This window comes from Pseudomonas yangonensis, from assembly GCF_009932725.1.
GTDB classification, from domain to species: domain Bacteria; phylum Pseudomonadota; class Gammaproteobacteria; order Pseudomonadales; family Pseudomonadaceae; genus Aquipseudomonas; species Aquipseudomonas yangonensis.
Genome location: NZ_BLJU01000021.1, coordinates 1 through 22811 on the forward strand (window position 1 = coordinate 1; position 22811 = coordinate 22811).

General features: G+C 64.0%; 27 protein-coding genes, 1 other RNA gene and 1 pseudogene. 4 read left to right on the top strand and 25 right to left on the bottom strand.

Annotated elements, in window-relative coordinates:
• From GYB81_RS19190 to GYB81_RS24515, 6 genes are all read right to left on the bottom strand, one after another.
• On the bottom strand, nucleotides 1–566 hold a 566-nt coding region (locus GYB81_RS19190; protein ID WP_161897937.1), incomplete at its 3' end, for an aminotransferase class III-fold pyridoxal phosphate-dependent enzyme.
• Between the two features lie 23 nt (nucleotides 567–589).
• Nucleotides 590–1936, bottom strand: a complete 1347-nt coding sequence (locus tag GYB81_RS19195; RefSeq protein WP_161865253.1) for a glutamine synthetase family protein — start codon at nucleotides 1934–1936, stop codon at nucleotides 590–592.
• Between the two features lie 28 nt (nucleotides 1937–1964).
• A complete protein-coding gene (locus tag GYB81_RS19200; RefSeq protein ID WP_161865254.1) occupies nucleotides 1965–2522 on the bottom strand; it encodes a helix-turn-helix domain-containing protein in 558 nt (185 codons plus the stop codon).
• A 1-nt stretch (nucleotide 2523) separates the two neighbouring features.
• Nucleotides 2524–3813, bottom strand: a complete 1290-nt coding sequence (locus GYB81_RS19205; RefSeq protein ID WP_161865255.1) for an NAD(P)/FAD-dependent oxidoreductase — start codon at nucleotides 3811–3813, stop codon at nucleotides 2524–2526.
• A gap of 115 nt (nucleotides 3814–3928) precedes the next feature.
• Nucleotides 3929–4228 (bottom strand): antibiotic biosynthesis monooxygenase family protein, encoded by a 300-nt coding sequence (locus GYB81_RS19210; protein WP_161865256.1) that lies wholly within the window; start codon nucleotides 4226–4228, stop codon nucleotides 3929–3931.
• 19 nt (nucleotides 4229–4247) lie between these two features.
• Nucleotides 4248–4394 carry a hypothetical protein gene (locus tag GYB81_RS24515; RefSeq protein ID WP_177323702.1) on the bottom strand — a complete coding sequence of 49 codons (147 nt, stop codon included), beginning with the start codon at nucleotides 4392–4394 and terminating at the stop codon, nucleotides 4248–4250.
• A 327-nt stretch (nucleotides 4395–4721) separates the two neighbouring features.
• Here GYB81_RS24515 and GYB81_RS19215 point away from each other — a divergent pair, with 327 nt between their 5' ends.
• Nucleotides 4722–5669, top strand: a complete 948-nt coding sequence (locus tag GYB81_RS19215) for an AraC family transcriptional regulator (RefSeq protein WP_161865257.1) — start codon at nucleotides 4722–4724, stop codon at nucleotides 5667–5669.
• A 102-nt stretch (nucleotides 5670–5771) separates the two neighbouring features.
• Here the strand turns inward: GYB81_RS19215 and GYB81_RS24970 are convergent, their stop codons facing one another.
• From GYB81_RS24970 to dnaX, 6 genes are all read right to left on the bottom strand, one after another.
• Nucleotides 5772–5870 carry an acyl-CoA dehydrogenase family protein gene (locus GYB81_RS24970; protein ID WP_074676714.1) on the bottom strand — a complete coding sequence of 33 codons (99 nt, stop codon included), beginning with the start codon at nucleotides 5868–5870 and terminating at the stop codon, nucleotides 5772–5774.
• Between the two features lie 32 nt (nucleotides 5871–5902).
• Entirely contained in the window at nucleotides 5903–7051 is a 1149-nt protein-coding gene (locus GYB81_RS19225; protein WP_161865258.1) for an acyl-CoA dehydrogenase family protein, read from the bottom strand.
• Between the two features lie 67 nt (nucleotides 7052–7118).
• Nucleotides 7119–7697, bottom strand: a complete 579-nt coding sequence (locus GYB81_RS19230; protein WP_161865259.1) for an eCIS core domain-containing protein — start codon at nucleotides 7695–7697, stop codon at nucleotides 7119–7121.
• A gap of 30 nt (nucleotides 7698–7727) precedes the next feature.
• Entirely contained in the window at nucleotides 7728–8327 is a 600-nt protein-coding gene (recR, locus tag GYB81_RS19235; RefSeq protein ID WP_129483408.1) for a recombination mediator RecR, read from the bottom strand.
• A gap of 243 nt (nucleotides 8328–8570) precedes the next feature.
• Complete coding sequence (locus tag GYB81_RS19240) at nucleotides 8571–8897, bottom strand: YbaB/EbfC family nucleoid-associated protein (protein WP_003460931.1); 327 nt, start codon at nucleotides 8895–8897, stop codon at nucleotides 8571–8573.
• 25 nt (nucleotides 8898–8922) lie between these two features.
• The gene (dnaX, locus tag GYB81_RS19245; RefSeq protein WP_161897938.1) at nucleotides 8923–11031 is read right to left on the bottom strand and encodes a DNA polymerase III subunit gamma/tau; all 2109 of its coding nucleotides are present in this window, start codon (nucleotides 11029–11031) and stop codon (nucleotides 8923–8925) included.
• 464 nt (nucleotides 11032–11495) lie between these two features.
• Here dnaX and GYB81_RS19250 point away from each other — a divergent pair, with 464 nt between their 5' ends.
• Both GYB81_RS19250 and GYB81_RS19255 read left to right on the top strand, forming a co-directional pair.
• The gene (locus tag GYB81_RS19250; protein WP_090428363.1) at nucleotides 11496–11717 is read left to right on the top strand and encodes a hypothetical protein; all 222 of its coding nucleotides are present in this window, start codon (nucleotides 11496–11498) and stop codon (nucleotides 11715–11717) included.
• 55 nt (nucleotides 11718–11772) lie between these two features.
• Nucleotides 11773–12060, top strand: a complete 288-nt coding sequence (locus tag GYB81_RS19255) for a DUF3509 domain-containing protein (protein WP_161865261.1) — start codon at nucleotides 11773–11775, stop codon at nucleotides 12058–12060.
• Nucleotides 12061–12184: 124 nt separating this feature from the next.
• Here GYB81_RS19255 and ffs read toward each other — a convergent pair.
• The 3 genes and pseudogenes from ffs to GYB81_RS25305 form a co-directional block, all read right to left on the bottom strand.
• Nucleotides 12185–12281, bottom strand: an RNA gene (ffs, locus tag GYB81_RS19260) — signal recognition particle sRNA small type.
• A 104-nt stretch (nucleotides 12282–12385) separates the two neighbouring features.
• Nucleotides 12386–13165: a methyl-accepting chemotaxis protein gene (locus GYB81_RS25300; protein WP_438810727.1), complete on the bottom strand. Its 780-nt coding sequence runs from the start codon at nucleotides 13163–13165 to the stop codon at nucleotides 12386–12388.
• A gap of 78 nt (nucleotides 13166–13243) precedes the next feature.
• Nucleotides 13244–14020 (bottom strand): annotated as a pseudogene (locus tag GYB81_RS25305) (HAMP domain-containing protein); the annotation flags it as partial.
• A 346-nt stretch (nucleotides 14021–14366) separates the two neighbouring features.
• Here GYB81_RS25305 and GYB81_RS19270 point away from each other — a divergent pair.
• Nucleotides 14367–14645: an HU family DNA-binding protein gene (locus tag GYB81_RS19270; RefSeq protein ID WP_037054278.1), complete on the top strand. Its 279-nt coding sequence runs from the start codon at nucleotides 14367–14369 to the stop codon at nucleotides 14643–14645.
• 44 nt (nucleotides 14646–14689) lie between these two features.
• Here GYB81_RS19270 and GYB81_RS19275 read toward each other — a convergent pair whose 3' ends face one another.
• The 10 genes from GYB81_RS19275 to GYB81_RS19315 all read right to left on the bottom strand — a co-directional run bounded on the left by GYB81_RS19275 (nucleotide 14690) and on the right by GYB81_RS19315 (nucleotide 22767).
• Nucleotides 14690–14983 (bottom strand): copper-binding protein, encoded by a 294-nt coding sequence (locus GYB81_RS19275; RefSeq protein WP_161865263.1) that lies wholly within the window; start codon nucleotides 14981–14983, stop codon nucleotides 14690–14692.
• Nucleotides 14984–15002: 19 nt separating this feature from the next.
• Complete coding sequence (locus GYB81_RS19280) at nucleotides 15003–15497, bottom strand: cupredoxin domain-containing protein (RefSeq protein WP_161865264.1); 495 nt, start codon at nucleotides 15495–15497, stop codon at nucleotides 15003–15005.
• 51 nt (nucleotides 15498–15548) lie between these two features.
• A complete protein-coding gene (locus tag GYB81_RS19285; protein ID WP_161865265.1) occupies nucleotides 15549–16961 on the bottom strand; it encodes a multicopper oxidase family protein in 1413 nt (470 codons plus the stop codon).
• A gap of 16 nt (nucleotides 16962–16977) precedes the next feature.
• Nucleotides 16978–18381 carry a TolC family protein gene (locus GYB81_RS19290; protein WP_161865266.1) on the bottom strand — a complete coding sequence of 468 codons (1404 nt, stop codon included), beginning with the start codon at nucleotides 18379–18381 and terminating at the stop codon, nucleotides 16978–16980.
• Complete coding sequence (locus tag GYB81_RS19295; RefSeq protein WP_161865267.1) at nucleotides 18368–18667, bottom strand: hypothetical protein; 300 nt, start codon at nucleotides 18665–18667, stop codon at nucleotides 18368–18370. Before GYB81_RS19295 ends, GYB81_RS19290 begins: the two co-directional genes overlap by 14 nt.
• Nucleotides 18668–18741: 74 nt before the next feature.
• Nucleotides 18742–19146 (bottom strand): hypothetical protein, encoded by a 405-nt coding sequence (locus GYB81_RS19300; protein WP_161865268.1) that lies wholly within the window; start codon nucleotides 19144–19146, stop codon nucleotides 18742–18744.
• Nucleotides 19147–19375: 229 nt separating this feature from the next.
• Complete coding sequence (locus GYB81_RS25310) at nucleotides 19376–19570, bottom strand: hypothetical protein (protein WP_438810724.1); 195 nt, start codon at nucleotides 19568–19570, stop codon at nucleotides 19376–19378.
• A gap of 12 nt (nucleotides 19571–19582) precedes the next feature.
• Complete coding sequence (arcD, locus tag GYB81_RS19305; protein ID WP_438810725.1) at nucleotides 19583–20803, bottom strand: arginine-ornithine antiporter; 1221 nt, start codon at nucleotides 20801–20803, stop codon at nucleotides 19583–19585.
• Between the two features lie 70 nt (nucleotides 20804–20873).
• Nucleotides 20874–21476 (bottom strand): glutathione S-transferase family protein, encoded by a 603-nt coding sequence (locus GYB81_RS19310; RefSeq protein WP_161865269.1) that lies wholly within the window; start codon nucleotides 21474–21476, stop codon nucleotides 20874–20876.
• Between the two features lie 133 nt (nucleotides 21477–21609).
• A complete protein-coding gene (locus GYB81_RS19315) occupies nucleotides 21610–22767 on the bottom strand; it encodes an aminotransferase-like domain-containing protein (protein ID WP_161865270.1) in 1158 nt (385 codons plus the stop codon).
• Between the last annotated feature and the right edge of the window lie 44 nt (nucleotides 22768–22811).

Sequence of the window (22811 nt, forward strand, 5' to 3'; positions counted from 1 at the left end):
CCGAACCAGTAAGGCTGCGGGATATGGGCGATGCCCGGAATCGGCAGATCGCCCTGCTCGTGCATGAACTTCATGCCGCCGAGGCTGGCGCCGGCCACGGTGGAGCCGTGATAGCCGTTCTCGCGGCCAATGACGATTTTCTTGTTTGGCTGACCCTTGCACGCCCAGTAGTGGCGCACCAGGCGCAGCATGGTGTCGTTGCCTTCGGAACCGGAGCCGGTGAAAAACACGTGGTTCATGCCGGCCGGCGCCAGTTGGGAGATGGCATGGGCCAGCTCCAGCACCGGCGGGTGGGCAGTCTGGAAGAAGGTGTTGTAGAACGGCAGCTGCAACATCTGCTTGGAAGCAGCCTCGACCAATTCCTCGCGGCCATAGCCGACGGCCACGCACCACAGGCCGGCCATGCCGTCGAGGATCTTGTTGCCCTCGCTGTCCCACAGGTGCACGCCTTTTGCCTCGGTGATGATGCGCGGGCCCTTTTCGGCCAGCTGCTTGTAGTCACTGAACGGCGCCAGGTGGTGGGCCTGGCTCAGGGCCTGCCAATGTGCGGTTTTCGAGTGGTTCATGTCGCCTCCTTCTATCCGTGACATCACAGGTACCAGCGGTATTCGCGCGGGCTGATGTCGTGCATGAAGGCCAGGTGATCCTGGCGTTTGTTCTCGCAATAAACCATGACGAACTCGCTGCCGAGGCCGGCCGCGACGCGCTCGCTGGCCTGCATGCGGCGTACGGCGTCGAGCATGTCGTTTGGAAAGCCGACACCGCTTTGGCGGTCGTCATTGAGCGGTGCGATGGGCTCGACCTGGGCATCGAGCCCCTGCTCGATACTGGTCAGCAATGCCGCCAGCACAAGATAGGGATTGGCATCGGCACCCGGCAGGCGGAACTCCAGGCGCAGGTTGCGCGCGTCCGACTCGGGAATGCGCACGCAGGCGTCGCGATCCTCGAAGCCCCAGCTGGCCTTGCTCGCCGAGTTCACCTGGGCGCCGAAGCGACGGTAGCTGTTGTGATTCGGTGCGTAGATCGGCATCAGCTCCGGCAACAGTTCCAGGCAGCCGGCCACGGCATGACGCAACGGACGCTGCTCGTCACGAGCCAGCAGGTTGTCGCCGGCCTCGTCGTACAGGCTGACATGGATATGCATGCCGCTGCCCGGATACTGCAGGTACGGTTTGGCCATGAAGCTGGCGCGATGGCCATATTTGAGCGCCACGCCTCGGGTCAGCCGGCAGAACAGCGCCGACCAGTCGGCCGCCTGCATGGGATCGGCGTTATGGCTGAAGTTGATCTCGAACTGCCCCGGGCCGATCTCGGCGGTGATCACCGTGGTGTCGATGCCCTGCAGCCGCGCGGTCTCGGCGATATCGTCGAGCACGTCGGCGAAACGCGAGAGCCGCTCGATGTGCATGTTCGGCTGATCATCGGCATCGCCGCTCAGGTCATCGCGCGGGTACTGCGGCAGACCGTCCTTGAGCGCCTTGTCGAACAGGTAGAACTCCAGCTCGAACGCCACCACCGGGCGGATGCCGCGCGCGGCCAGGCGCTGCACCACGCGCGCCAGCACCTCGCGCGGTTCGAACTCGATGGGCGCTTCAGTGCCGTCGGAGCTGATCAGCATCTGCCCCAGCGGCTGGCGCTCCCAGTTCACCAGCTTGAGCGTGCCGGGAATCAAGCGGCGAGGCGCGTCCGGATCGCCATCGTGAAAGCAATAGTCGCCGATCTCGTAGAGCCCGCCCTGGGCACCCAGCAGTACGCAGTTCTGCGGCAGCTTGAGGGCGCTGCCGGCGGCGACCTTTTCCAGCATCTCGATGGGATAGCGCTTGCCGTAGAAATGCCCGGGGATGTCCAGGCAGATCAGGTCGACGAAGCGCACCTCGGGGTGGGCCTGGCGGAATTGGCGGACTTCATCGAGCAGCTCGACTCGGGTGGCGTTCATTATGATTGTTTCCGGTTCACGAGTAGGTTCAGGTGTAGATCCACAGCACGCGCGCAGGCGTTTCACCCTGGTTGGCATAGCGCAGGCGCGCGTAGCTCGGCACCTGGAAGGCATCGCCGGGATACAGAGTGGCGCTCTGTTCGTGCTCGCCCAGCCACAGGGTCAGCTGGCCTTCGAGCACGTAGCCGGCCTGCTCGGAGCGATCGCTCATCTGCCGCTCGCCGCTGCTGGCGCCAGGTTCGAGCAGGCTGTCGACCACCATGAAGGCGCCCTGCAGGGTGGGCGAGGCCATGATGTCGGTGATGCCGCCGGCCAGGTACAGGGTGCGGCGCTCGTCCGGGCGGGTGACCCAATCCAGCGCCTTGGGTTTGGGCAGGTTGTAGAAATAGGTGGTGGGTACGTCGAGCGCCTCGCTAATGGCGGTCAGGTCCGCCACCGTGGGGCGCGACAGGCCGCGCTCGACCTGCGATAGAAAGCCCACGGAACGGCCGATACGTTCGGCCAGCTCGTTGAGGGTGACCTTCTTGTGCTTGCGCAGGTCGTGAATCAGGACAGCCAGCGCTGCCATTTCTTCGTTCTTGTCCATCTCAGAAATAGTCTCTAAGTCGGTACCAGGCCTTGCCGACAGCCTCCAGCGGCGCCGCCAGGCGCTCGCCGAAGGGAAAGGCGGGATTGCGCAGTTGCCGGTACAGCGCCAGCTCATCGTCATCGCCGAGAATCGCGTCGCTGACCGCCCGCGCCGCCGCGAGCGTGGGCAACACCCCGTGGCCGGAGAAGCCCTGCAGCCAGTAGCGGCCGTTCTCGCCGCCGATATCCGGCGTACGGGCACGAGTGACGTCGATATGCCCGCCCCAGGCGAAGTCGATGGCCGCGCCCGACAGTTGCGGGAAGACGCGTTCGAGGAACGGCCGCGTTGCCGCCGCCATGTCCTTTGGCAGGCCGCCCAGATAGGTGCAACCGCCGCCGAACAGCAGACGGTGATCCGGCGTGCGGCGGAAATAGTCGAGTACGAACTGGTTGTCGGTGACGCAGGCATTGCGCGGCAACAGTGCCTCGGCGCGCTCGGCGCCCAACGGTTCGGTGGCGATCTGGTAGGTGCCGACTGGCAAAATGCGCCGCACCAGGCGTGGCTCCAGATCGTCGATATAGGTATTGCAGGCCAGCACCAGATTGTCGGCCTGCACGCTGGCCTGCTCGGTACGCACCCGGTAGCCCGCGTCCTGTGCCTCCTGGCTCAGCGCGCGACTCTGCTCGAAGATCTGCCCGCCGGCGCGGACGACAGCCTCGGCCAGGCCGAGCGCCAGCTTGAGCGGGTTGAGATGCCCCGCCTCGGGGTCGTAAAGGCCGGCGAGATAGCGCTCGCTGGCGACCCACTCCGGCATCTGCTGACGGGAGACGAACTGCAGCGTGCGGTGCCCCCACTTGTAGGCGGCCTCCTCCTGCCATTCGTGCAGTAACGCCACCCGCCTTGGCAGCACCGCCGTCCACAAATGACCACGGCGGTAATCGCAATCGAAGCCATGGCGCTGCGGCAATTCGCGCAGCTCCCGCGCAGCCCAGGCCATGCCATCCCAGAGGCGGCGAGCACGCTCGATGCCGAGCGCTTTCTCCAGCGGCGGCATATCGCAGGACCAGCCGAGAATCGCCTGCCCGCCGTTGCGCCCAGACGCGGCCCAGGCCACCCGGCTGGCTTCAAGAACGATCACCCGCCGCCCAGCCTCGGCCAGGCGCAAGGCGGTATGCAGGCCACTGAAGCCGGCGCCGATGACCAGCACATCACACCGCAGTTGCCCCTGCAAAGCGGGATACGGGGTCAGTCGATCCTTGCAGCTATGGGCGTAATAACTGTCGACGTGCTCACTGGCGTGGCGAAACATAGACGGCTCATGAAATTTAAAATAATTAATTTCATGAAAATCTATAGAGATAAATTCACAAAGGCAAGCTCGAGCGGCTTGTGAGCGCCCTGCGAAAGACTACCTGAAACCGACCTCAGGCCACCTGCTGCTGCAGCTCCACAGCGCATTCGAGATGGCTGAACAGCACTTCGTCTATCGCCTGCGCCAATACCCGGCGCAGACCTTCGCTGCCGAGAAAGGCATCTCGCGCCGCCGCCGAGCGCCATTGCCCTTCTACCTGCCAGGTCAGCGGATCACTGCGCAGCGAGAAAATCCGTAGGCGCAAGCAACCGGGAATGTCCCGACCTACCTCATCCAGCCGAGCCAGGCACTGCCCCAACCGGGTCGAGCGATCCTGGCGGGCGCGAACGGTCATACGGTGAATGATGCTCATGGCAACCTCCTGGAATGAGTCAGTACATACCGGCAGCGTTTCGCTGCAACACATGGGGCGCCGCTTGCGGCTCGGCGAAAACCGCATCGCCGGCGGTGCGGGAATCGAGCCAGGCCGTGGCAAGCAGCAATAGCGTCAGTGGCGCGATCAACCATTTGCTGGACATGGTTCGCTCCTTGATTGACAGGTGGGGCACCGCTCAGCGGGTACATCGCTAATGCATGGCTTCGGGCCGACGCAGAGGAACGGCGCGATGGCTACAGAGATTAAGACGAAGGTCACCAGGGCGTTAGTCGATTACTGGCAGATTCTTGCCTAAAACTGCAGCCTCAGAATTTGCACCAGGCAGGTGCACAGCGTTGCAGGACAGCTTGAAATACTCTGTATCACCCGCCATTTGCCCATTACTGGCAAATATTTGCCTAATCCTGCCACCCCTCATGACTTGCCTGAAAAACCTGGCTAGGCTTCGCTGACTTCCAGGAGGCTCATCATGCAGTCACCCCTTGCTACCGCTGCAACCCTCGATACCCCACTCGCTGAACTCAGCCACGAAATGGCCCGCCTGGTTGAGCGCTTCGTGCCTGACGACGGCTTGCACCTGACGGCCATTCCAGGCCTCAAACTGGCACGCGCCACCTCGCCAAGCCTGCCGATGCAGACGGTTTACGATCCCTGCCTGTGCATCATCGCGCAGGGTCGCAAGGAGGTACGTCTGGGCGACGAGCTCTATGTCTACGATCCGCTCAATTATCTGGTGGCGTCGGTGATGCTGCCGGTCACCGGCCGGGTGATCGAAGCCAGTCCGGAGGCGCCGTACCTGAGTCTCGCGCTGGAGATCGATCCGGCCCTGATCAGCAGCCTGCTGACCGAGATGCCACCCATCCCGGCGCCTAATGCAGCCTCGCAACGCGCCCTGTTCCTTGACCGCCTCGATCCGCGCCTGCTGGATGCGGTTATCCGCCTGCTGCGTCTGCTGGAAACCCCGCGCGACATCGCCATGCTGGCGCCACTGGCTCTGCGTGAGATCTTCTATCGGATGCTGCTCAGCCCGCAGGGCCATCGCCTGCATGAAGTGGTGATAGCGGACAGCCAGAGCCAGCGCATATCCAGGGCTATCGAGTGGCTGCGCAAGAATTTCGACCAGCCGCTGCGCATCGAAGAACTGGCCCGCGAAGTCAACCTGAGCCCATCGACCCTGCATCACCGCTTCAAGGCCGTCACCGCCTTCAGCCCGTTGCAATATCAGAAGCAACTGCGCCTGCAGGAGGCTCGCCGCCTGATGCTGTGCGATAACCTCGAGGCGGCCGCGGCCAGCTACCGCGTGGGCTACGAGAGCCCTTCGCAGTTCAGCCGCGAATACAGCCGCCTGTTCGGCGCCCCGCCGCAGCGCGATATCGCTCGCCTGCGGCAGGCGGCGCAGAACCAGGTGGCGTCCTGAATGCCGCGCTGGGCCACGCGCCCGTGGGAGGCGCTTCAGCGGCGAGCTTTTCCGCCCTTTGTTAAAGGATGATCGCGGCTAAAGCCCCTCCCACGATACCTGCTACAACCCCATCTGCTTGGCGATGATCTCGTTCATGATCTCGCGCGTGCCACCGCCGATGGAGAGAATGCGGTTGTCGCGGTACAGGCGCTCGACCAACGATTCGCGCCATTGAGGCCCAGATGCCGCCTCTACAGCCCCATCTGCTTGGCGATGATCTCGTTCATGATCTCGCGGGTGCCACCGCCGATGGAGAGAATGCGGTTGTCGCGGTACAGGCGCTCGACGAGAGATTCGCGCATATAACCCATGCCACCCATGATCTGCACGGCATCGTAGGTAAGACGGTCGGCGATATCGGTGGCGAAGTTCTTGGCCATGGAAATCTCCTTGATCACGCTGCGCCCAGCCGCCATCTGCGCGGCCTGGCGGTAGGTGAACTCGCGGGACACCTCCAGCTGCGTGGCCATCTCGGCCAGGCGGTGCTTGAGCACCTGGAACTTGCCCACCGGCTTGCCGAACGCCTGGCGCTCGCGCGCCCATTTCAGTGACTCCTCCAGCGCCAGCTGCGCGGTCATGTTGGCCATGATCGCCAGGCTCAGGCGCTCGCTCTGGAAGTTGGCCATGATGCAGGCGAAGCCGGCGTTCTCCACGCCGATCAGGTTCTCCACCGGCACCTTGCAATCGTCGAAGAACAGCTCGGCGGTGTCGGACGCCCACCAACCCATTTTTTTCAGCTTGCGGCCCACGCTGAAACCCGGGGTGCCTTTCTCCACCAGCAACAGGCTGACGCCGCCAAAACCTTCGCCCCCCGTGCGCACCGCCACCGTGTAGTAGTCGGCGCGTACGCCACTGGTGATGAAGGTCTTGCTGCCACTGATGCGGTAGTGATCACCATCGCGCACGGCGCGGGTCTTGAGATTGGCCACGTCGGAGCCACCGGAGGGCTCGGTCACCGCCAGTGCCATGATCTTCTCGCCGGCCAGCACCTGCGGCGCCACGCGCTCGCGCACGGCGGGCTTGGCCCACTTGACGATGGGCGGCAAGCCGATATCCAGCGAACCGAGCCCGGCGACCATGCCGCCGGAACCGCAGCGCATCAGCTCCTCGCTGGCCGCGACCTTGGCGAACACATCGCCCTCATGGCTGCCGCCGTACTGCTCGGGATAGCCGATACCGAGGATGCCCGCCGCGCCCGCCTTCTGATACAGCTCGCGAGGGAATTCCTCGGCCTCCTCCCACTCATCGATATGCGGCAGGATCTCGCGCTCGACGAAACGCCGAACGGAGTCGCGAATCAACTGATGGGAATCATCGAAGTACGACTGAGGGGCGGCCATGCGGGGTTCTCCCGTTATTGTTTTGGCCACCCTAACCTAGCGCTTGCTTGGTTTTCAAGCAGGCGTTTTATTTTTGCTCACGCAGCGCCTTTCTCACGCGCTCGCCCATTTCGTAGGCCGGCCCTTCGACTGACTGGAAGTTGCGCGTATAACGTTGGGCAAAGCCGTCGGTGCCCCAGTCACGGTACTGCTGCACATGCCAGAGCTCATGCGCCCAGAGTACGGGATCCTCGGCAGCTGCCTGCGCATCACGAAACACCACCACATCCACCAGCGTCACCGCCTGCACATCGGGGTTCTGCAGCATGACAGTGGCGGCGTCCATCTCGTCGGTGATGCCCACGCGAAAGCGTACTTCGTCGAGCAACGCATCGTCGTAGAAGGGTGCGAGCTGCGCGCGAATCATCAAGGGAATGGGTTCGGTACCGGCCCGTAGCGCCGCCTCACGCGATTGCAGCAGCCAGGCTTCCAGACGCGACGCCGCCATCTTCAGACCATCTTCGCGAACGCGTACCGGATCGGGCACGCACAGACAGGAACCGCCCAGGCAGACCTGTATCTGCCCGGTCGGACATTGGGCCTGGGCGACCAGGGGCGCTCCCAGCAGGAGCAGCAGAGCGATGCAGCGCAGAGTGTCGGTGATCACAGGCACTCCGAGTTGGAAGGTTCCGAGGACTTACAGACTGATCGGACGCCGACCGGCCAGGGCATGAGCCAGGGTGCCGCCATCGACCAGCTCCAGTTCGCCACCCAGCGGCATGCCATGGGCGATACGCGAAGCGACCAGGCCCTTGCCGGCGAGGATTTGCGCAATGTAGTGCGCCGTGGCCTCGCCTTCCACCGTAGGGTTGGTGGCGAGGATCACTTCGCTGAAGGCGCCGGCCTCGATGCGCTCGAGCAGTTCGGGAATGCCGATGGCCTCCGGGCCGAGGCCATCGAGTGGCGACAGATGCCCCTTGAGCACGAAATAACGGCCGCGAAAGCCGGTCTGCTCCACGGCATGCACGTCCATCGGCCCCTCGACCACACACAACAGGCTGTCATCACGACGCTCGTCCAGGCACAGCTGGCAGACCTCGTCCTCGCTCAGGCTGCGGCAGCGCTTGCAGTGCCCCACACCTTCCATCGCCGCATTCAGCGCCTGCGCCAGGCGCTGACCGCCGCTGCGATCACGCTCGAGCAGCTGCAGCGCCATGCGCTGCGCCGTCTTCTGCCCGACACCGGGCAGGATGCGCAGGGAGTCGATCAACTGGCGAATCAGGGGACTGAAGCTCATGGCGTTCCTAGGGTTCGTAGCCCGGATGCAGTCCGGGAGCACAGGTTACAGATCATTTCCGGATTGTATCCGGGCTACAAATTTGAAGCCTGTCGCCCGTCCTGCGCATGCGAGCAATAAAAGTATCAGGCGGCGTGCAGGGCAAGGCGCCGGCAGACGAGGAACCGCAGAATGCTGCAGCACATGAGGATTCCGAGTTCGCCGGCAACGCCGCCATGTGCTCGACTGGACGGCACGTGCCTGTCAGAAGGGCATCTTGAAACCTGGGGGCAGCTGCATCCCTGCCGTCATGCCAGACATTTTCTCCTGGCTGTTCTGCTCGACCTTGCGCACGGCATCGTTCACCGCTGCGGCGATCAGGTCTTCGAGCACTTCCTTGTCTTCCTGCATCAGGCTGTCGTCCAGGGTGATGCGCTTGACGTCGTGGCGACCGGTCATCACTACGCTCACCAGACCGGCGCCGGACTGGCCGGTAACTTCGGCGTTGGCCAGCTCTTCCTGCATCTTCTGCATCTTTTCCTGCATCTGCTGAGCCTGCTTCATCAGGCCTGCCATGCCACCTTTCATCATGTCGGTATCCTCGGTATTCGGGGTGTTAGCTAGGGGTATCGATAGGTTCGATGCTGTCGTCGCGCACCTTGGCGGCGAACTGTTGAATCATCTGCTGCACCAGCGGGTCGGCATGGATCGAGGCCTCGGCACTGCGCTGGCGTTCAGCGCGGCGACGGGCTGCAGCCTGCGCCGGGGTCTCTTGCTCCGGCTTGCACAGCTCGATACGCAGTTTGATGGTGCGACCCTGCTGCTGGTTCAGCGCGTCGTTGAGGCGGCGCTGCTGAGTCGGGTTGAACAGCGCGCTGTGCGCCGGATCCAGATGCAGCAGCCAGTCGTCGCCATTGGCTTCGATCAGCGTGCAGTTGGCGGCGATGCTGCCGGTCATGCCGCCCAGGCCAAGCTGCGGGAACAGCGACAGCCATTCCGCGGCCAGGCCGGTAGCGGGCTTGGAGGCTGGTAAGGGTTCTTCGATTACCGGCGTCTCTTCGGTTTCGGGCTGGCCGAAGTCGTAATCGAGCGTCTCCGCGTCCATTTCGACGTAGTCGTAGTCGCCGGGCGGTGGTTCGTCCTCACCGCCATCGGCTTCCACTACAGGCTGCATGATCTCGTTCAGGAAAGGCTCTGCAACCGCAGCAGCAGGCGCCGTTACAGGCTCCGGCTCAGCCGCTGCAACCGGCTCAGCGGGTGCGGCGACTGGTTCAGGCGCTTCAGCCGTTTCCCAAGGCACATCGACGGCAGCCGCGCGTTCAAGAGCAGCGGGCTCGGGCTCGGGCTCGGGCTCGGGCTCGGGCTCGGGCTCGGGCTCGGGCGACAGATTAGCGACTGGCGCCACGGATACTTCAACCTTCGGAGTCGGTTCGGGGATCGCAGGCTCAGCGCCCGCAACCGCAGCGGGCGGGCTGGGTTCGATAGCAGCCGGAGCAACGGGCGCCTGCATGGCAGGAACCGCGGGGGCGGAAACCACAGGAGCCGGCATAGCGGTGCCGGCCACTGGGCTTTGTTGGGAATCAGCAGTGGCCTGGCTGATCCCCAAGGGCTTTAGCGTGACCTTTGGCGCGTCGTCGGCGCCTGCGGGGCGAAACGCCAACATCCGCAGCAGCACCATCTCGAAGCCACCGCGCGGCTCAGGCGCAAGGGGCAAGTCACGACGACCGATCAACCCCATCTGGTAATAGAACTGCACATCTTCGGCCGGCAGCACCTGGGCCAACTGCAATACGCGCTCACGATCACCCTGACCGTTGTCCACGGCATCCGGCAACGCCTGAGCGATGGCCACTCGGTGCAACACATTGAGCATTTCCGCCAGCACGCCGTTCCAGTCAGGCCCTTGCTCGGCCAGATGACGCACTGCCTCGATCAGCGCGCGCGCGTCACCCTCAATAAGCGCATGCAGCACGCCGTAGACCTGGCCGTGATCGAGGGTACCCAGCATCGCACGCACATCGGCAGCCAGCACCTTGCCTTCACCGAAGGCGATGGCCTGGTCAGTGAGGCTCATGGCGTCGCGCATCGAGCCATCAGCGGCGCGGCCAAGCAGCCACAACGCGTCGTCTTCGAACGGTACATTCTCGGCGGTCAGAACATGGGTCAGGTGTTCTACAACCCGCTCCGGCGGCATGTTCTTCAGCGAAAACTGCAGGCAGCGCGACAGCACGGTGACCGGCAGCTTCTGCGGATCGGTGGTGGCGAGCAGGAATTTCACATGGGGCGGCGGCTCCTCCAGGGTCTTCAACAGTGCGTTGAAGGAACTGGTTGAGAGCATGTGCACTTCGTCGATCAGATAGACCTTGAAGCGTCCGCGACTCGGCGAGTACTGCACGTTATCGAGCAGCTCGCGCGTGTCTTCCACCTTGGTGCGGCTGGCGGCGTCGACTTCGATCAGGTCGACGAAGCGCCCTTCATCGATTTCCCGGCAGACCGAGCAGGTGCCACAGGGCGTGGAGCTGATGCCGGTTTCGCAGTTCAGGCACTTGGCGATGATCCGCGCGATGGTGGTCTTACCCACACCGCGAGTACCGGTAAACAGGTAGGCGTGGTGCAGGCGCTGGCTGTCCAGAGCGTTGATCAGGGCTTTGAGCACATGGGTCTGGCCGACCATTTCGCGGAACGAGCGCGGACGCCATTTACGTGCAAGAACCTGATAACTCATGGAAAACCGTCGTATGAGGAAAGCAAAAGTGGGCTAATCCTAGCGGAGCAACCGGCAAATTGCATCCGCCAACCGAACCCGACGGACGCCGCTCATGGAGTCGGCAAATAGAGCTGGTCAAAACTTGAACAGCCATGTATCATCCGCGCTGTTCGTACCACGCTGCAAGTCATAAAGGCCTTTGCGCCCCCTCGCTGGTTTCCCGGTTCAACGTCTAGCGCATCCCTGCGCTGTCGCCCTCCCCGATCCCATCTGCTGACTGAATCAGGCCAATTCACCGTTCATCGGTGCTATATCCCGCCTGTGTCCGACGTACCGACCACGCCGAAGAACCGTAACAATGGAACTTTATCGTGCCAATAAAGCTCCGAATGGTTACTTGCTTGGGCCCTTTTTTCGGCCGACCTCATGGAGCAATACAACGCGCACCGACGCGCACATGTTTTAAGGAAATACTTAGAAAAATGAATACTCAACATCAGATCCAGAAAGCCATCAGCACATTGACTCATGCCTTCGCGCCCTTCGACTGCCGTATCCAGGCCGCGCGCAAGGGCAGCTTCAGCTTTACCCTCGTAGACAAGACCGGTATTGCCCAATACAGCCAGCGCTTGTATCCCGGCCAGTACAATGACGAGTCGCTGCAGCAGGTGATCGAGCGTACCCGCCAGTCGCTTACGGCCTGAACCAATCCACCATCCCGAGGTCGAAGGTGACCAACCATCAGGATGGAGTGGGATATTGAAACTCACCAACCAAGAACTCGTCGACCATCTGTTCAGTCCACTGCGCGCGAGCTTCAGCTTGCCACGCCCGGACGGCAGCATCATCCTCGCCCTGCTCGACGAGAGCGACAGCACTGTCTACAGCCGCGTCCTGACCAAGCCGCAAGTCAACGACCAGAGCGCCTTTACCCAGAGCCTCGAAGAAATTCGTCTCGAGCTGGCCGTACGCGCCGGTAACATCCCGGCCGACCTGCGTAAGACGCTCAAGGAACAGGACAGCGTGTTGAATTACCGCATCGCCTGATTCCGCTCCTCAAGACCGAAGCCCGCGCCAATGCGCGGGCTTTTTTTGCGCGCAAGAAAACGCGGCAAGCGGCTGGCAAATGGGGAATAAGGAAGATGGCGAACGCCAAAAAACTGGAGGTGGACCCCACCAGCCACACCCCGGCACTCGATGTCACCGCTGCGGCTGCTCCCTTCCGGGCCTGACCGGGTTCACGGCTGATCAATGCGAGGGGACCGGCAGGGCCACCATAACGCTGCCCGTCATTGCGACGGGCCGCGCCATTGTAACGACTAAACGCAAACTTACAACTGCTTCAAACACTTAGATACGCCGACCGCTCACCTCAAACCCGGAAACGGCCCACCAGCTGGGCCAGACCATTGGACAGCTCGGACAGGTGCTGGCTGGCCCGCGTGCTCTGCTCGGAGGTCTGCGCCGCTTCGTTGGACAGGTCGCGGATGTCGCTGATGTTGCGTGCGATCTCTTCGGTAACGCTGCTCTGCTGCTCGCAGGCCGTGGCGATCTGCGCAGCCATATCGTTGATACGCTGCACCGAATCACCGGTCACGCTCAGCGCCTGATCGACGCCGGCTGCCTGCTCCACGCTCTGTCGCGCGCGGGCGCTCCCGGAGTGGGTAGCCTTGACGGCATTCTGCACACCGGTCTGCAAACGCTCGATCATCTGCTGGATGTCCTTGGTCGACTCCTGGGTGCGCGCAGCCAGCGCCCGCACCTCATCGGCGACTACGGCGAAACCGCGCCCCTGCTCCCCTGCCCGCGCAGCCTCGATGGCAGCGTTGAGCGCCAGCAGGTTGGTCTGCTCGGCGATGCCCTTGATCACCGCCAGCACGGCGCCGATATTGGCGGTTTCCTGCTCCAGGGTTTGTATGGTGTCGGAGGCGCTTTCCACCTCCTGCGCCAATTGTCGAATCGAGTTGATGGTCACGCCGACGACCTGCGCGCCTTCACGTGACTGCACTTCGGCATGCCGTGCGGCATCGGCGGCATTCTGTGCGTTGCGAGCGACTTCATGCACCGCCACGCTCATCTCGGTCGCAGCGGTGCTGACCTGATCCACCGCGGCATGCTCGCTGCTGATCAGCCGGTCGTTGGCCGCCGCCATTCCCGCCAGGCTCTCGGCCGAATCAGCCACTTCGCCGGTTACCCGTCCGACCTCCCTGATCAAAGGCTGCAGCTTGTCGAGGAAGCGGTTGAAAGCGTGGCTGAGCTTGCCCAGTTCGTCCCGGGACAGCACATCCAGGCGGACCCGCAGATCACCATCGCCGTCCGCGATCTGCTCGATGCGGTGGAGCAGGCTGTGCAAGGGACGGGTTACCAGAAGTGGAAAACCGACCACCAGTACCACGCAGACCAGCAAGCCGATGGCGATTATCAGCCCCTGCTGCCAGGCCAACGCCTCGCCGTGCGCAATGGCTTTGGTACCGACCGCATTGGCAGCACTGTCTTCCAACTCACCCAGTTTATCGATAGCGGTACGCGCTTGTTCGAAATGCACTTCGCTGTCAGCGAAACTCAGCCTACTGGCTGCGTTCGGATCGCTGTCGGCCATTTCCAGTACGCGCAGCGAAGTCGCTTTCCAGCGCTCATAACCTTGATCGAATTCCGCCACCAGCGCCAACGCTTCACGACTCGGCTGCATTGCGGCGAATTCATGCACCCGGTCGTAGGCTTGCTGCAGATTCTCCGCATGGGAGGCACGAAGCTCCGCCGCATGCGCCTCGGAGTCTTCGTCGAGCAAACTGCGCTCGGCAATGAAGGCCTGATAAAGATCGCGGTCTGCGTTGAGCAGCAGACTGATTGCCGGTAAATGACGATTGGTCAACGTGGTGCTGGACTCAGCAACCTGAGCGATACCCCGCATCCCCAGTGTCCCCATGCTCACCAGCAACACGGCCAGCAATAGGATGGGCAGCGCGATTTTCCAACGAAACCCTAGATCAGCGAATGTGCGCAGCATAATGGCACTCCAGCATTGGGCAGATTCCTGTAGCTTAGCCGAGCCGCGCCGAGTCGCCGTCGGCGTGAGCAACAACAGCGACAATTGCCTCCATCAATAATGCCCTCGCCCGGGTATGAGTAACGCCGTGTGATGCGATGCCGCCCACGGTACCCGGGGCCTCGCCGGCCGCTGCGTTTTTTTGGTCGCGCACCGGAACCACGCCGAGCGATGCGACACTAAGCCCTATCGGAAGTGCCTGCTACGGCGCTGCCGAGCCGTATCTTTTGTGCTAGCGTTCCCACGTTTTCGGCTGTGCGGCCCCGCCTGTCGCGCCGAACCTCTTACCTGCAAACGGAGTTACATCATGGCAATCACCAAAGACCAACTGATCAGCGACCTGGCCGAGGCCGTATCCCTGCCGAAAGCCACGGTCCGCACCCTGATCGATCAGCTGGGCGAAATTGTCGGCGACGCGCTGGAAAACGATGGTGAGATCACCCTGCCGGGCATCGGCAAGCTGAAAGTGAGCGAGCGCCCGGCCCGCACCGGCCGCAACCCGCAGACTGGCAAGAGCATCGAAATCGCGGCCAAGAAAGTGGTCAAGTTGGTGCCGGCCAAGGCCCTGAGCGACGCGCTGAACTGAGTGTTCGCCGGCCCGGAGCGCAATGCCCGGGCCGGCTCTGCGGGCTACTCCACTACCTGCAGTTCGGTAACGATGTAACGGTTACCCTCCTGGCGCGCCTGGAAGCGCACCTTCTCTCCCGCCGAAACCCCTTCCAGCAGTTCCGCTTTCTCAACCTCGAAGACCATGGTCATCGGCGGCATGCCGATACTGGCGATTGGGCCGTGACGCAGAGTGATCTTCTGCGCGGCGGCGTCCACCTTGCGTATCTCGCCCTGACTCAGCGGCGCGGGATCGGCAGCCTGCAGCGGCAGGCTGAACAGGGCGGCCAGCGCCGCGATCAGCAATGGCTTCTTCATGCGTGTTTCCTCTCGTAGGTCAGTCGGCCAGCACCTGGATGGTGCCAAGCATGCCAGCCTGGTAGTGGCCGGCGATCAGGCAGGCGAAATCGAATTCGCCGGCGCGGTTGAAGGTCCAGATCATCTCGCTGCTCTGCCCCGGCGCAACGTGGGCCATGTAGGGCTCGTCGTGCTCCATGCCGGGAAAACGCAGCATCGCCTCGGCATGTTCATCCAGGGTTTCGCGGGTACCGATGACAAACTCGTGGAGGATCTTGCCGTCGTTGTGGTGTACAAAACGAATGGTCTCGCCCTGTGTGACCTGCAGCCGATCCGGGGTGAAGCGCATCTGATCGGTCATGCGGATCTCGATGGTGCGGTCGACCTCACCGGCATCGCCGGCAATGCCCCTGGGCTTCTGCTCCCTGATCGTTGCGGCAGCGTGATGTTCCTTGTGCGCCTCGCTGTGGGCCAGCGCTGCCGGGCTGCCGAGCAGCCCGATCAGGGTCAGAACCAGTAACTGTGCTGTTTTCATCGGTGAATCCTCGCTTGCTGTGGGGACCGGGCCGCGTGGCGGCCCGCCCCGTTAATGCCCGGCATGGCCGCCGGGCTTGCGTACCTGCACTTCCACCGGCGCCTCGATCGGTTGCTTGAGTGGCATCGACTGGCCGCCGCCATCATGCGAGCGGCTCGGGTTGGCCAGTGCTCCCTTCCACTCATAGGCCACGGTGCCGGCCGGATGCTTGAACCAGCCCGGGTCGCGGTAGTCGCCGGCGGCCTGCTCCTTGCGCACCTTGAGCATGGTGAACATGCCGCCCATCTCCACCGAGCCGAACGGGCCGTCGCCGGTCATCATCGGCACGGTGTTGTCCGGCAGCGGCATCTGCATCTCCGCCATGTCGGCCATGCCGCGCTCGCCCATTACCATGTAGTCCGGCACCAGCTTGGCGATCTTGCGGGTCATGTCGCGGTGATCGACGCCGACCAGGGTCGGTACGTCGTGGCCCATGGCGTTCATGGTGTGGTGGCTCTTGTGGCAGTGCAGCGCCCAATCGCCCTCCTCGTCGGCGATGAACTCGAGCTGGCGCATCTGCCCCACCGCCACATCGGCGGTCACCTCCGGCCAGCGCGAGCCGACCGGGGTCGGCCCGCCATCGGTGCCGGTGACCTCAAACTCGTGACCGTGCAGGTGGATCGGGTGGTTGGTCATGGTCAGGTTGCCGACGCGCAGGCGCACGCGCTCGCCCTGGCGCGCCACCAGTGGGTCGATGCCGGGGAACACGCGGCTGTTGAAGGTCCACAGGTTGAAATCGAGCATCTGCATGATCTTCGGCGTGTAGGCGCCCGGCTCGATGTCGTAGGCGCTGAGCAGGAAGCAGTAGTCGCGGTCCACCTCGGCGATCAATGGGTGATGCTCCCTGGGGTGAGTGACCCAGAACCCCATCATGCCCATGGCCATCTGCACCATCTCGTCGGCGTGCGGGTGGTACATGAAGGTGCCGGGGCGGCGGGCGACGAACTCGTAGACGAAGGTCTTGCCCACCGGAATCGCCGGCTGGGTCAGGCCCGCGACGCCGTCCATGCCGTTGGGCAGACGCTGGCCGTGCCAGTGGATGCTGGTATGCTCGGGCAGCTTGTTGGTGACGAAGATGCGCACCCGGTCGCCCTCCACAACCTCGATGGTCGGCCCCGGCGACTGGCCGTTGTAGCCCCACAGGTGGGCCTTGTAGCCGGGCGCCAGCTCGCGCACCACCGGCTCGGCGACAAGGTGGAACTCCTTGACGCCGTTGTTCATCCGCCACGGCAGGGTCCAGCCGTTGAGGGTGACCACCGGGTTGTAGGGCCGCCCGCTGTTCGGCTGCAACGGCGGTTGGGTGTCGGCGCTGGCCTGCAGCACCGGTTCGGGCAGGGCCGCCATGGCCACCCGGCTGACCGCCGAAGTGGCCACCGCAGCGCCGATGGCGCCGGCTCCGAGAAAGAAATCGCGTCGTGAAACCATCTGGGAAATTCCTTGTTCAATGGCCGGCGGCGGCGGCCGGCCCGGCAGCAGCGGCAGGCGCCGCGCCGAGCGAGGGATTGGGGGCGCCCAACAGGGCCATGTCGAGGTCGGCGCGCGCCAGCCAGAAGTCGCGTTGCGCCTGCAGGTAGCCATCCACCGCCTGCATCTGCCGGCGCGCATCGGCGAGCAGGTCGAAGGTGCTGATGAACATGCCGTTGAAGCGCAGCAGGTTTTCCTCGGCGATGCGCTGGCGCAGCGGCAGTACCTCGGTGCGGTAGTGCTGCGCCAGTTCGAAGGCGTTGCGGTAGGCGTGGTAGGCCTCGCGCACCTGCGAGCGGGCGTTGATCGCCGTCTCGGCGGCGCGGTTGAGCGCCTGGCGATACTGCGCCTCGGCCCGCGCCACCTTGGCCCCGTTCCAGTCGAACAGCGGCAGCTCGACGCTGATCTCGTAGCCTCGCTGGGTCGGCTCCTCGTTGGAACGGTTGTTGACCACGCCCAGCTCCAGCACGTTGATGAAACGCGTGGTGCGGCTCAGGCCGAGGTTCTGCGCCAGGCGCTCTGCATCCAGGCGCACGGCCTGGATGTCCTGGCGCTGGTTCATGGCCAGGCGCTCCACGTCCGGCAACTCGTCCGCGGTTTTCGGCAGCGCCGGCAGGCGTTCGGGCAGGCGGTAGTCGAGCTGCTCGCCCCACAGGCCGAGCAGCCGAGTCAGCTGCTCGCGGCTGCGCACCCGCGCCTGTTCGGCCTGGATCAGTCCGATGCCGGCCTCGGCGTAGAAGTTCTGCTGCTCGGCCTGCTGCAACTTGCTGAAGTTGCCCACCGCGGCCAGGCGCCGGGCCAGCTCGGCGCCGGCTTCGGCGGCGTCCAGCACCTGCCGCGCGTAGACCAGGCTCTCCTCGGCGGCGACCGCCTGGTACCAGGCCTTGCGCGTCTCGCTGGCCAGGTCGAACACCGCCAGGCTGGTCTGCCGCTGCAGTTGCTCGAAGCGCCGTCCTTCCAGGCGCGAGGTCAGCGGCAGGGCGATCAGCCGCGCCAGATTCAGGTGCAGGCCGCGCTCGTATTCGACCTCGCTGCCCTTTTCCAGACGACCGTAGGAGAAGCCGGGATTGGGCAGGCGCCCGGCCTGCACGCGATCGGCCTCGCCGATGCCCAGCTCGTCGAAGGATGCCTGCAGACCTCGGTTGTTGAGCAGCGCCAGCTGCACTGCGGCGTCCAGACTCAGGGGGTCGGCCAGCAGCTCGGCGACGCGCGCCTCGATCTGCCCACGGTCGGCCTCGTCGCGCGCCCACAGCAGTTGCTTGTCCAGCTGGCGCTCGGCGCTTTGCTGCACCGGGTCGAAGCCGCCGTCCTGGCTGAAGCCGGCGCAGCCGGCCAGCAGCAGCGCGGCGCAGAGCAGTACGGCGGGTTTAATGGTGGTCATGGCCACCTCCCTCGACGGGTTCGGCGCCCTGCTCGGCCGGCTGCTCCCAGCCTTCCATGCTGTAGGTGCGCCAGCCGCCGATACGGCCGACCAGATCGTTGGCCGCGCGCCAGTCCTGCAACGGCTCGTCGGCCTGGGCGCGGTAGTCTTGCAAAGGGGAACGGTAATCCTGCGCCGGCACGGCGGCGTTGGCGTCCAGCGGATCGGGCTGGGCCGCCATCAGGATGCCGGGCAGCGCCAGGGCAGTGATGCCCAGCAGCCTTCCGGCAAGGGAATGCAAAGTCATGATGTGTTCTCGCATACGGCGGCCAGGCGGCCGCGTGAGCTACAGGCGCCGCAGGACGGCGCTAACTAGGGGGCTCAGACGAGAGAAAGACGCGGGGGGCGTTCGGGCGTGTCGGCCACACCGACGATAAGGCGGTCGGGCCAGGCTGTAGCCGGCTCGACGGTTTGCAGGGCAGAGTCGTTCAGAAACGGCTGGCTGGGCGCTGCGACACCGACGCAGAAGGCGCACAGGGTGCAGAGGCTGCCATCGGCGGGAGCATCGCTGCTGGCCAGCGGGGCAGCGTCCTGATGCGCGCCATGTGCGCTGTCGGCCGCCATGTCGTGGTGCATACCGTGCTCGCCGTGCTGACTGGCGCTGATCTGCAGAGCGCCGCTGCGATGCACCTGCTCGCACAACTGCATGCCGAGCGCCGCCATGGCCTGTGCCGGCAGGGCCAGCATCAGCATCCAGATGAGGGCGGTACGCAGGGATTTGCGCATAGGGGTCGCGAGGCCAGGGTCAGAGGGCGATGGGGCGGATTATCCGCGCGCTGGCCGCTTTGTCCAGCGCTAGCAGGCCCTTGAAAAACGTAAGCGAGGCAGGCAAGACAAGGCAAAAACGGCCGAAAAAGCGCAGTTTACGCGTTGTAAATGAGCATTTTGACTGGGCTCGCACGCGAGGCCGTTTTTAACGCAGTATTGCCAACGCAGGTAGTTTTTCAACGGCCTGCTAGAGCGTCAGGTGACCGGCATACAGGCCATAGCCGGCCAGAACGGCGGTCAGCAATACGGCGGCGAAGATCGGCCATTCGTAGCGGGCGAACAGTACCTGCCCCTGCTCGCGCTTGGCCTGGCGAAACAGCAGCGCTCCCGGCGCGTAGAGCAGCGCCGACAGCAGCAGGTACTTGACCCCGCCGGCATACAACAGCCAGATCGCTTAGCCCACCGCCAGCAGGCCGATGGCCAGATCCTTGCGGCGCAGCCCGGCCTGGCCTTCGTAGGTTTCGCCGCGCAGCGCCAGCAACAGCGCATAGACCGCCGACCACAGGTAGGGCACCAGAATCATCGACGACGCCAGGTAGATCAGCGACAGGTAGGTGCCTTGGGAAAACAGGGTGATCAGCAGAATCAGCTGGATCATGCCGTTGGTCAGCCACAGCGCGTTGACCGGCACCTGATTGGCATTCTCGCGGTGCAGGAAGGCCGGCATGGTGCCGTCCTTGGCAGAGACGAAGAGGATTTCGGCGCACAGCAGCGCCCAGGACAGCAATGCGCCAAGCAGCGAAATCGCCAGGCCGATGCTGATGAAAACCGCGCCCCAGCGCCCCACCACATGCTCCAGCACTCCGGCCATGGACGGGTTCTGCAGCGCCGCCAGCTCGGGCTGGCTCATCACCCCCAGCGACAGCAGGTTAACCAGCATCAACAGCGCCAGCACGCCGAGAAAACCGATCACCGTGGCCTTGCCCACATCGCGGCGGCGCTCGGCGCGCGACGAGTACACGCTCGCCCCTTCGATACCAATGAACACGAACACGGTGACCAGCATCATGTTGCGCACCTGCTCCAGCACGCCACCGAATTGCGGATTGCTGCGCCCCCAGATGTCACGGGTGAAGATGTCACGGTCGAAGGCCAGGCCGACGATAACGATGAACACCAGGATCGGCACCAGCTTGGCCACTGTGGTGATCAGGTTGATCAGCGCCGCCTCCTTGATGCCGCGCAGCACCAGGGCGTGTACGCACCACAACAACACCGAGGCACAGGCGATGGCCAGCGGCGTGTTGCCCTGGCCGAAGGCCGGGAAGAAGTAACCCAGAGTCGAGAACAGCAGGACGAAGTAGCCGACGTTGCCCAGCCAGGCGCTGATCCAGTAGCCCCAGGCCGAGGAAAACCCCATGTAATCGCCCAGCCCTGCCTTGGCGTAGACGTACACCCCACCGTCGAGCTGCGGCTTGCGGTTGGCCAGGCTCTGAAACACGAAGGCCAAGGCCAGCATGCCTACTGCGGTAATGCCCCAGCCGATCAGCACGGCGCCGACATCGGCCCGCGCGGCAATGTTCTGTGGCAGCGAGAAGATTCCGCCGCCGACCATCGAGCCCACCACCAGCGCGGTCAGCGCCCCCAGGCCCAGCTTGCGATTCCCATCCGACATGGCGGCTCCTTCGTGCGGTTACCGCCAAACTCTAGCCGAGGCTGGCTCAGCTGCCAGCCGCCCGGGCGGCTCAGCCCAGCATGGTCACATGACGTGGATGGCTGGCGACGCGTTCGACCCAGGCGCGCACAGCCGGGAAGGCGTCGAGGCTGAAGCCGCCCTCACCCGCCACATGGGTGTAGGCATACAGGGCGATATCGGCGATGGAGTAATGCTCGCCGACCAGGTAGGGCGTACGCTCGAGCTGTTTCTCCATCACTTTGAGGGCCTTGTAGCCGAGCTTCAGGCAGCGCGCGTGTTCCTCGCGGCGCTCCTCGGGCATGCCCTGGTAGAGCTGGATGAAACGCGCGACTGCAACGTAGGGCTCGTGGCTGTACTGCTCGAAGAACTGCCATTGCAGCACCTGGGTGCGCAGGCGTGGCTCGGTCGGCAGAAACTCGCTGCCATCGGCCAGGTAATTGAGGATGGCATTGGACTCCCACAGGCAGGTGCCGTCGTCCAGCTCCAGCACCGGAATCTTGCCGTTGGGGTTCTTGGCCAGGAAGGCTTCGCTCTGCGTCTCGCCCTTGAGAATATCGATCAGCACCCATTCATAGGGTTTGCCGAGCAGATGCAGCATCAGCTTGACCTTGTAGCAGTTGCCCGAACGGTAATCGCCGTAGACCTTGAACATCGCATTGCCCTCCCTATCAAAACGTCGCGGCAAGCTCGCCGCCAATCACCCCTGCCTTGGTAGGAGCGGCTGGGCAGCATTTCGCTTCAGCCGCGAATCGCGGATAAATCCGCTCCTACAGGGGAACATCCAATCACGCACTCTGCGCATCACGAATCACCGCCGCCAGCCGGCGCAGCCCCTCGCCCAGACGCTCCGGCGCCACGTGGCTGAAGTTCAGTCGCAGGTGACCGGGGTTGGCATCCGGATCGATGAAGAACGGCTCGCCCGGCATGAAGGCGACGTTCTGCCCCAGTGCCGCATCGAGCAGCGTGCGGGTATCCAGCGGCTGCTTCAGGGTCAGCCAGAAGAACAGACCGCCCTGCGGGATTTCCCACGTGGCCAGATCGCCGAAGTGTTCCTGCAGCGCGGCCTGCATGGCGTCGCGACGAATGCGGTAGAAATCACGTAGCTCGGCCAGATGGCCCCGGTACTGCTCGCTGCCCAGCCACTGCAGCGCCTGCCACTGACCGATGCGGTTGGTGTGCAGGTCGGCCGACTGCTTCAGACGCAGCAGATGCGGGTAAAGGTCCTTGGTGGCGATCAGGTAGCCGACGCGCAGGCCCGGCAGCAGGGTCTTGGATACGGTGCCGGTGTAGATCCAGCTGGCCTTCTTCAGGCGGCTGACGATGGGCGTGGCGCTGCCTTCATCGAACACCAGCTCGCGGTACGGCTCGTCCTCGATCAGGGTCACGCCGAACTCGTCGAGCAGTGCCGCCACCGCTTCGCGCTTGGCTTCGCTGTAACGGGTGCCGGACGGGTTCTGGAAGGTCGGGATCAGGTAGGCGAAAGCCGGCTTGTGGTTTTCCAGACGCTGGCGCAGCGCCGCCAGCTCGGGGCCGTCGGCTTCCTGCGGCACGCTGATGCAATCGGCACCGAACAGCTGGAAGGCCTGCAGTGCGGCCAGGTAGGTCGGCGCTTCGAGCAACACTTCGGTGCCCGGATCGATGAACAACTTCGAGGCCAGATCCAGCGTCTGCTGCGAGCCGCTGACGATCAGCACCTGGCTGGCCTCACAGGGTACGCCCAATGCACGCGCCTCGGCAGCGATGGCTTCGCGCAGCGCCGGCTCGCCCTCGCTCATGCCGTATTGGCCCATACTCGCCGGCATCTCGGTCCAGTCCACCTTGGGCAACATCGGCTCGGCCGGCAGACCACCGGCGAACGACATCACCTCCGGACGCTGCGCCGCGGCAAGGATTTCACGAATCAGAGAGCTTTTCAGGCGGGCGATGCGTTCGGAGAAGGCCATTGGATGTCCTGGGGTGCAAAAGTCATTGGAATTAAGTCAAACTG

What these genes read in the sequence shown, in the direction of transcription:
- GYB81_RS19270 (WP_037054278.1), top strand. Translation starts at nt 14,367, where the DNA reads ATGGCAATCACCAAAGACCAACTGATCAGCGACCTGGCCGAGGCCGTA.
- GYB81_RS19195 (WP_161865253.1), bottom strand. Translation starts at nt 1,936, where the DNA reads ATGAACGCCACCCGAGTCGAGCTGCTCGATGAAGTCCGCCAATTCCGC.
- GYB81_RS19205 (WP_161865255.1), bottom strand. Translation starts at nt 3,813, where the DNA reads ATGTTTCGCCACGCCAGTGAGCACGTCGACAGTTATTACGCCCATAGC.
- GYB81_RS19240 (WP_003460931.1), bottom strand. Translation starts at nt 8,897, where the DNA reads ATGATGAAAGGTGGCATGGCAGGCCTGATGAAGCAGGCTCAGCAGATG.
- GYB81_RS25300 (WP_438810727.1), bottom strand. Translation starts at nt 13,165, where the DNA reads ATGGCGGCGGCCAACGACCGGCTGATCAGCAGCGAGCATGCCGCGGTG.
- GYB81_RS19215 (WP_161865257.1), top strand. Translation starts at nt 4,722, where the DNA reads ATGCAGTCACCCCTTGCTACCGCTGCAACCCTCGATACCCCACTCGCT.
- dnaX (WP_161897938.1), bottom strand. Translation starts at nt 11,031, where the DNA reads ATGAGTTATCAGGTTCTTGCACGTAAATGGCGTCCGCGCTCGTTCCGC.
- GYB81_RS19225 (WP_161865258.1), bottom strand. Translation starts at nt 7,051, where the DNA reads ATGGCCGCCCCTCAGTCGTACTTCGATGATTCCCATCAGTTGATTCGC.
- GYB81_RS19295 (WP_161865267.1), bottom strand. Translation starts at nt 18,667, where the DNA reads ATGACTTTGCATTCCCTTGCCGGAAGGCTGCTGGGCATCACTGCCCTG.
- GYB81_RS19300 (WP_161865268.1), bottom strand. Translation starts at nt 19,146, where the DNA reads ATGCGCAAATCCCTGCGTACCGCCCTCATCTGGATGCTGATGCTGGCC.
- GYB81_RS24515 (WP_177323702.1), bottom strand. Translation starts at nt 4,394, where the DNA reads ATGTCCAGCAAATGGTTGATCGCGCCACTGACGCTATTGCTGCTTGCC.
- GYB81_RS19290 (WP_161865266.1), bottom strand. Translation starts at nt 18,381, where the DNA reads ATGACCACCATTAAACCCGCCGTACTGCTCTGCGCCGCGCTGCTGCTG.
- recR (WP_129483408.1), bottom strand. Translation starts at nt 8,327, where the DNA reads ATGAGCTTCAGTCCCCTGATTCGCCAGTTGATCGACTCCCTGCGCATC.
- GYB81_RS19275 (WP_161865263.1), bottom strand. Translation starts at nt 14,983, where the DNA reads ATGAAGAAGCCATTGCTGATCGCGGCGCTGGCCGCCCTGTTCAGCCTG.
- GYB81_RS19280 (WP_161865264.1), bottom strand. Translation starts at nt 15,497, where the DNA reads ATGAAAACAGCACAGTTACTGGTTCTGACCCTGATCGGGCTGCTCGGC.
- GYB81_RS19210 (WP_161865256.1), bottom strand. Translation starts at nt 4,228, where the DNA reads ATGAGCATCATTCACCGTATGACCGTTCGCGCCCGCCAGGATCGCTCG.
- GYB81_RS19285 (WP_161865265.1), bottom strand. Translation starts at nt 16,961, where the DNA reads ATGGTTTCACGACGCGATTTCTTTCTCGGAGCCGGCGCCATCGGCGCT.
- GYB81_RS19200 (WP_161865254.1), bottom strand. Translation starts at nt 2,522, where the DNA reads ATGGACAAGAACGAAGAAATGGCAGCGCTGGCTGTCCTGATTCACGAC.
- GYB81_RS19250 (WP_090428363.1), top strand. Translation starts at nt 11,496, where the DNA reads ATGAATACTCAACATCAGATCCAGAAAGCCATCAGCACATTGACTCAT.
- arcD (WP_438810725.1), bottom strand. Translation starts at nt 20,803, where the DNA reads ATGTCGGATGGGAATCGCAAGCTGGGCCTGGGGGCGCTGACCGCGCTG.
- GYB81_RS19310 (WP_161865269.1), bottom strand. Translation starts at nt 21,476, where the DNA reads ATGTTCAAGGTCTACGGCGATTACCGTTCGGGCAACTGCTACAAGGTC.
- GYB81_RS19315 (WP_161865270.1), bottom strand. Translation starts at nt 22,767, where the DNA reads ATGGCCTTCTCCGAACGCATCGCCCGCCTGAAAAGCTCTCTGATTCGT.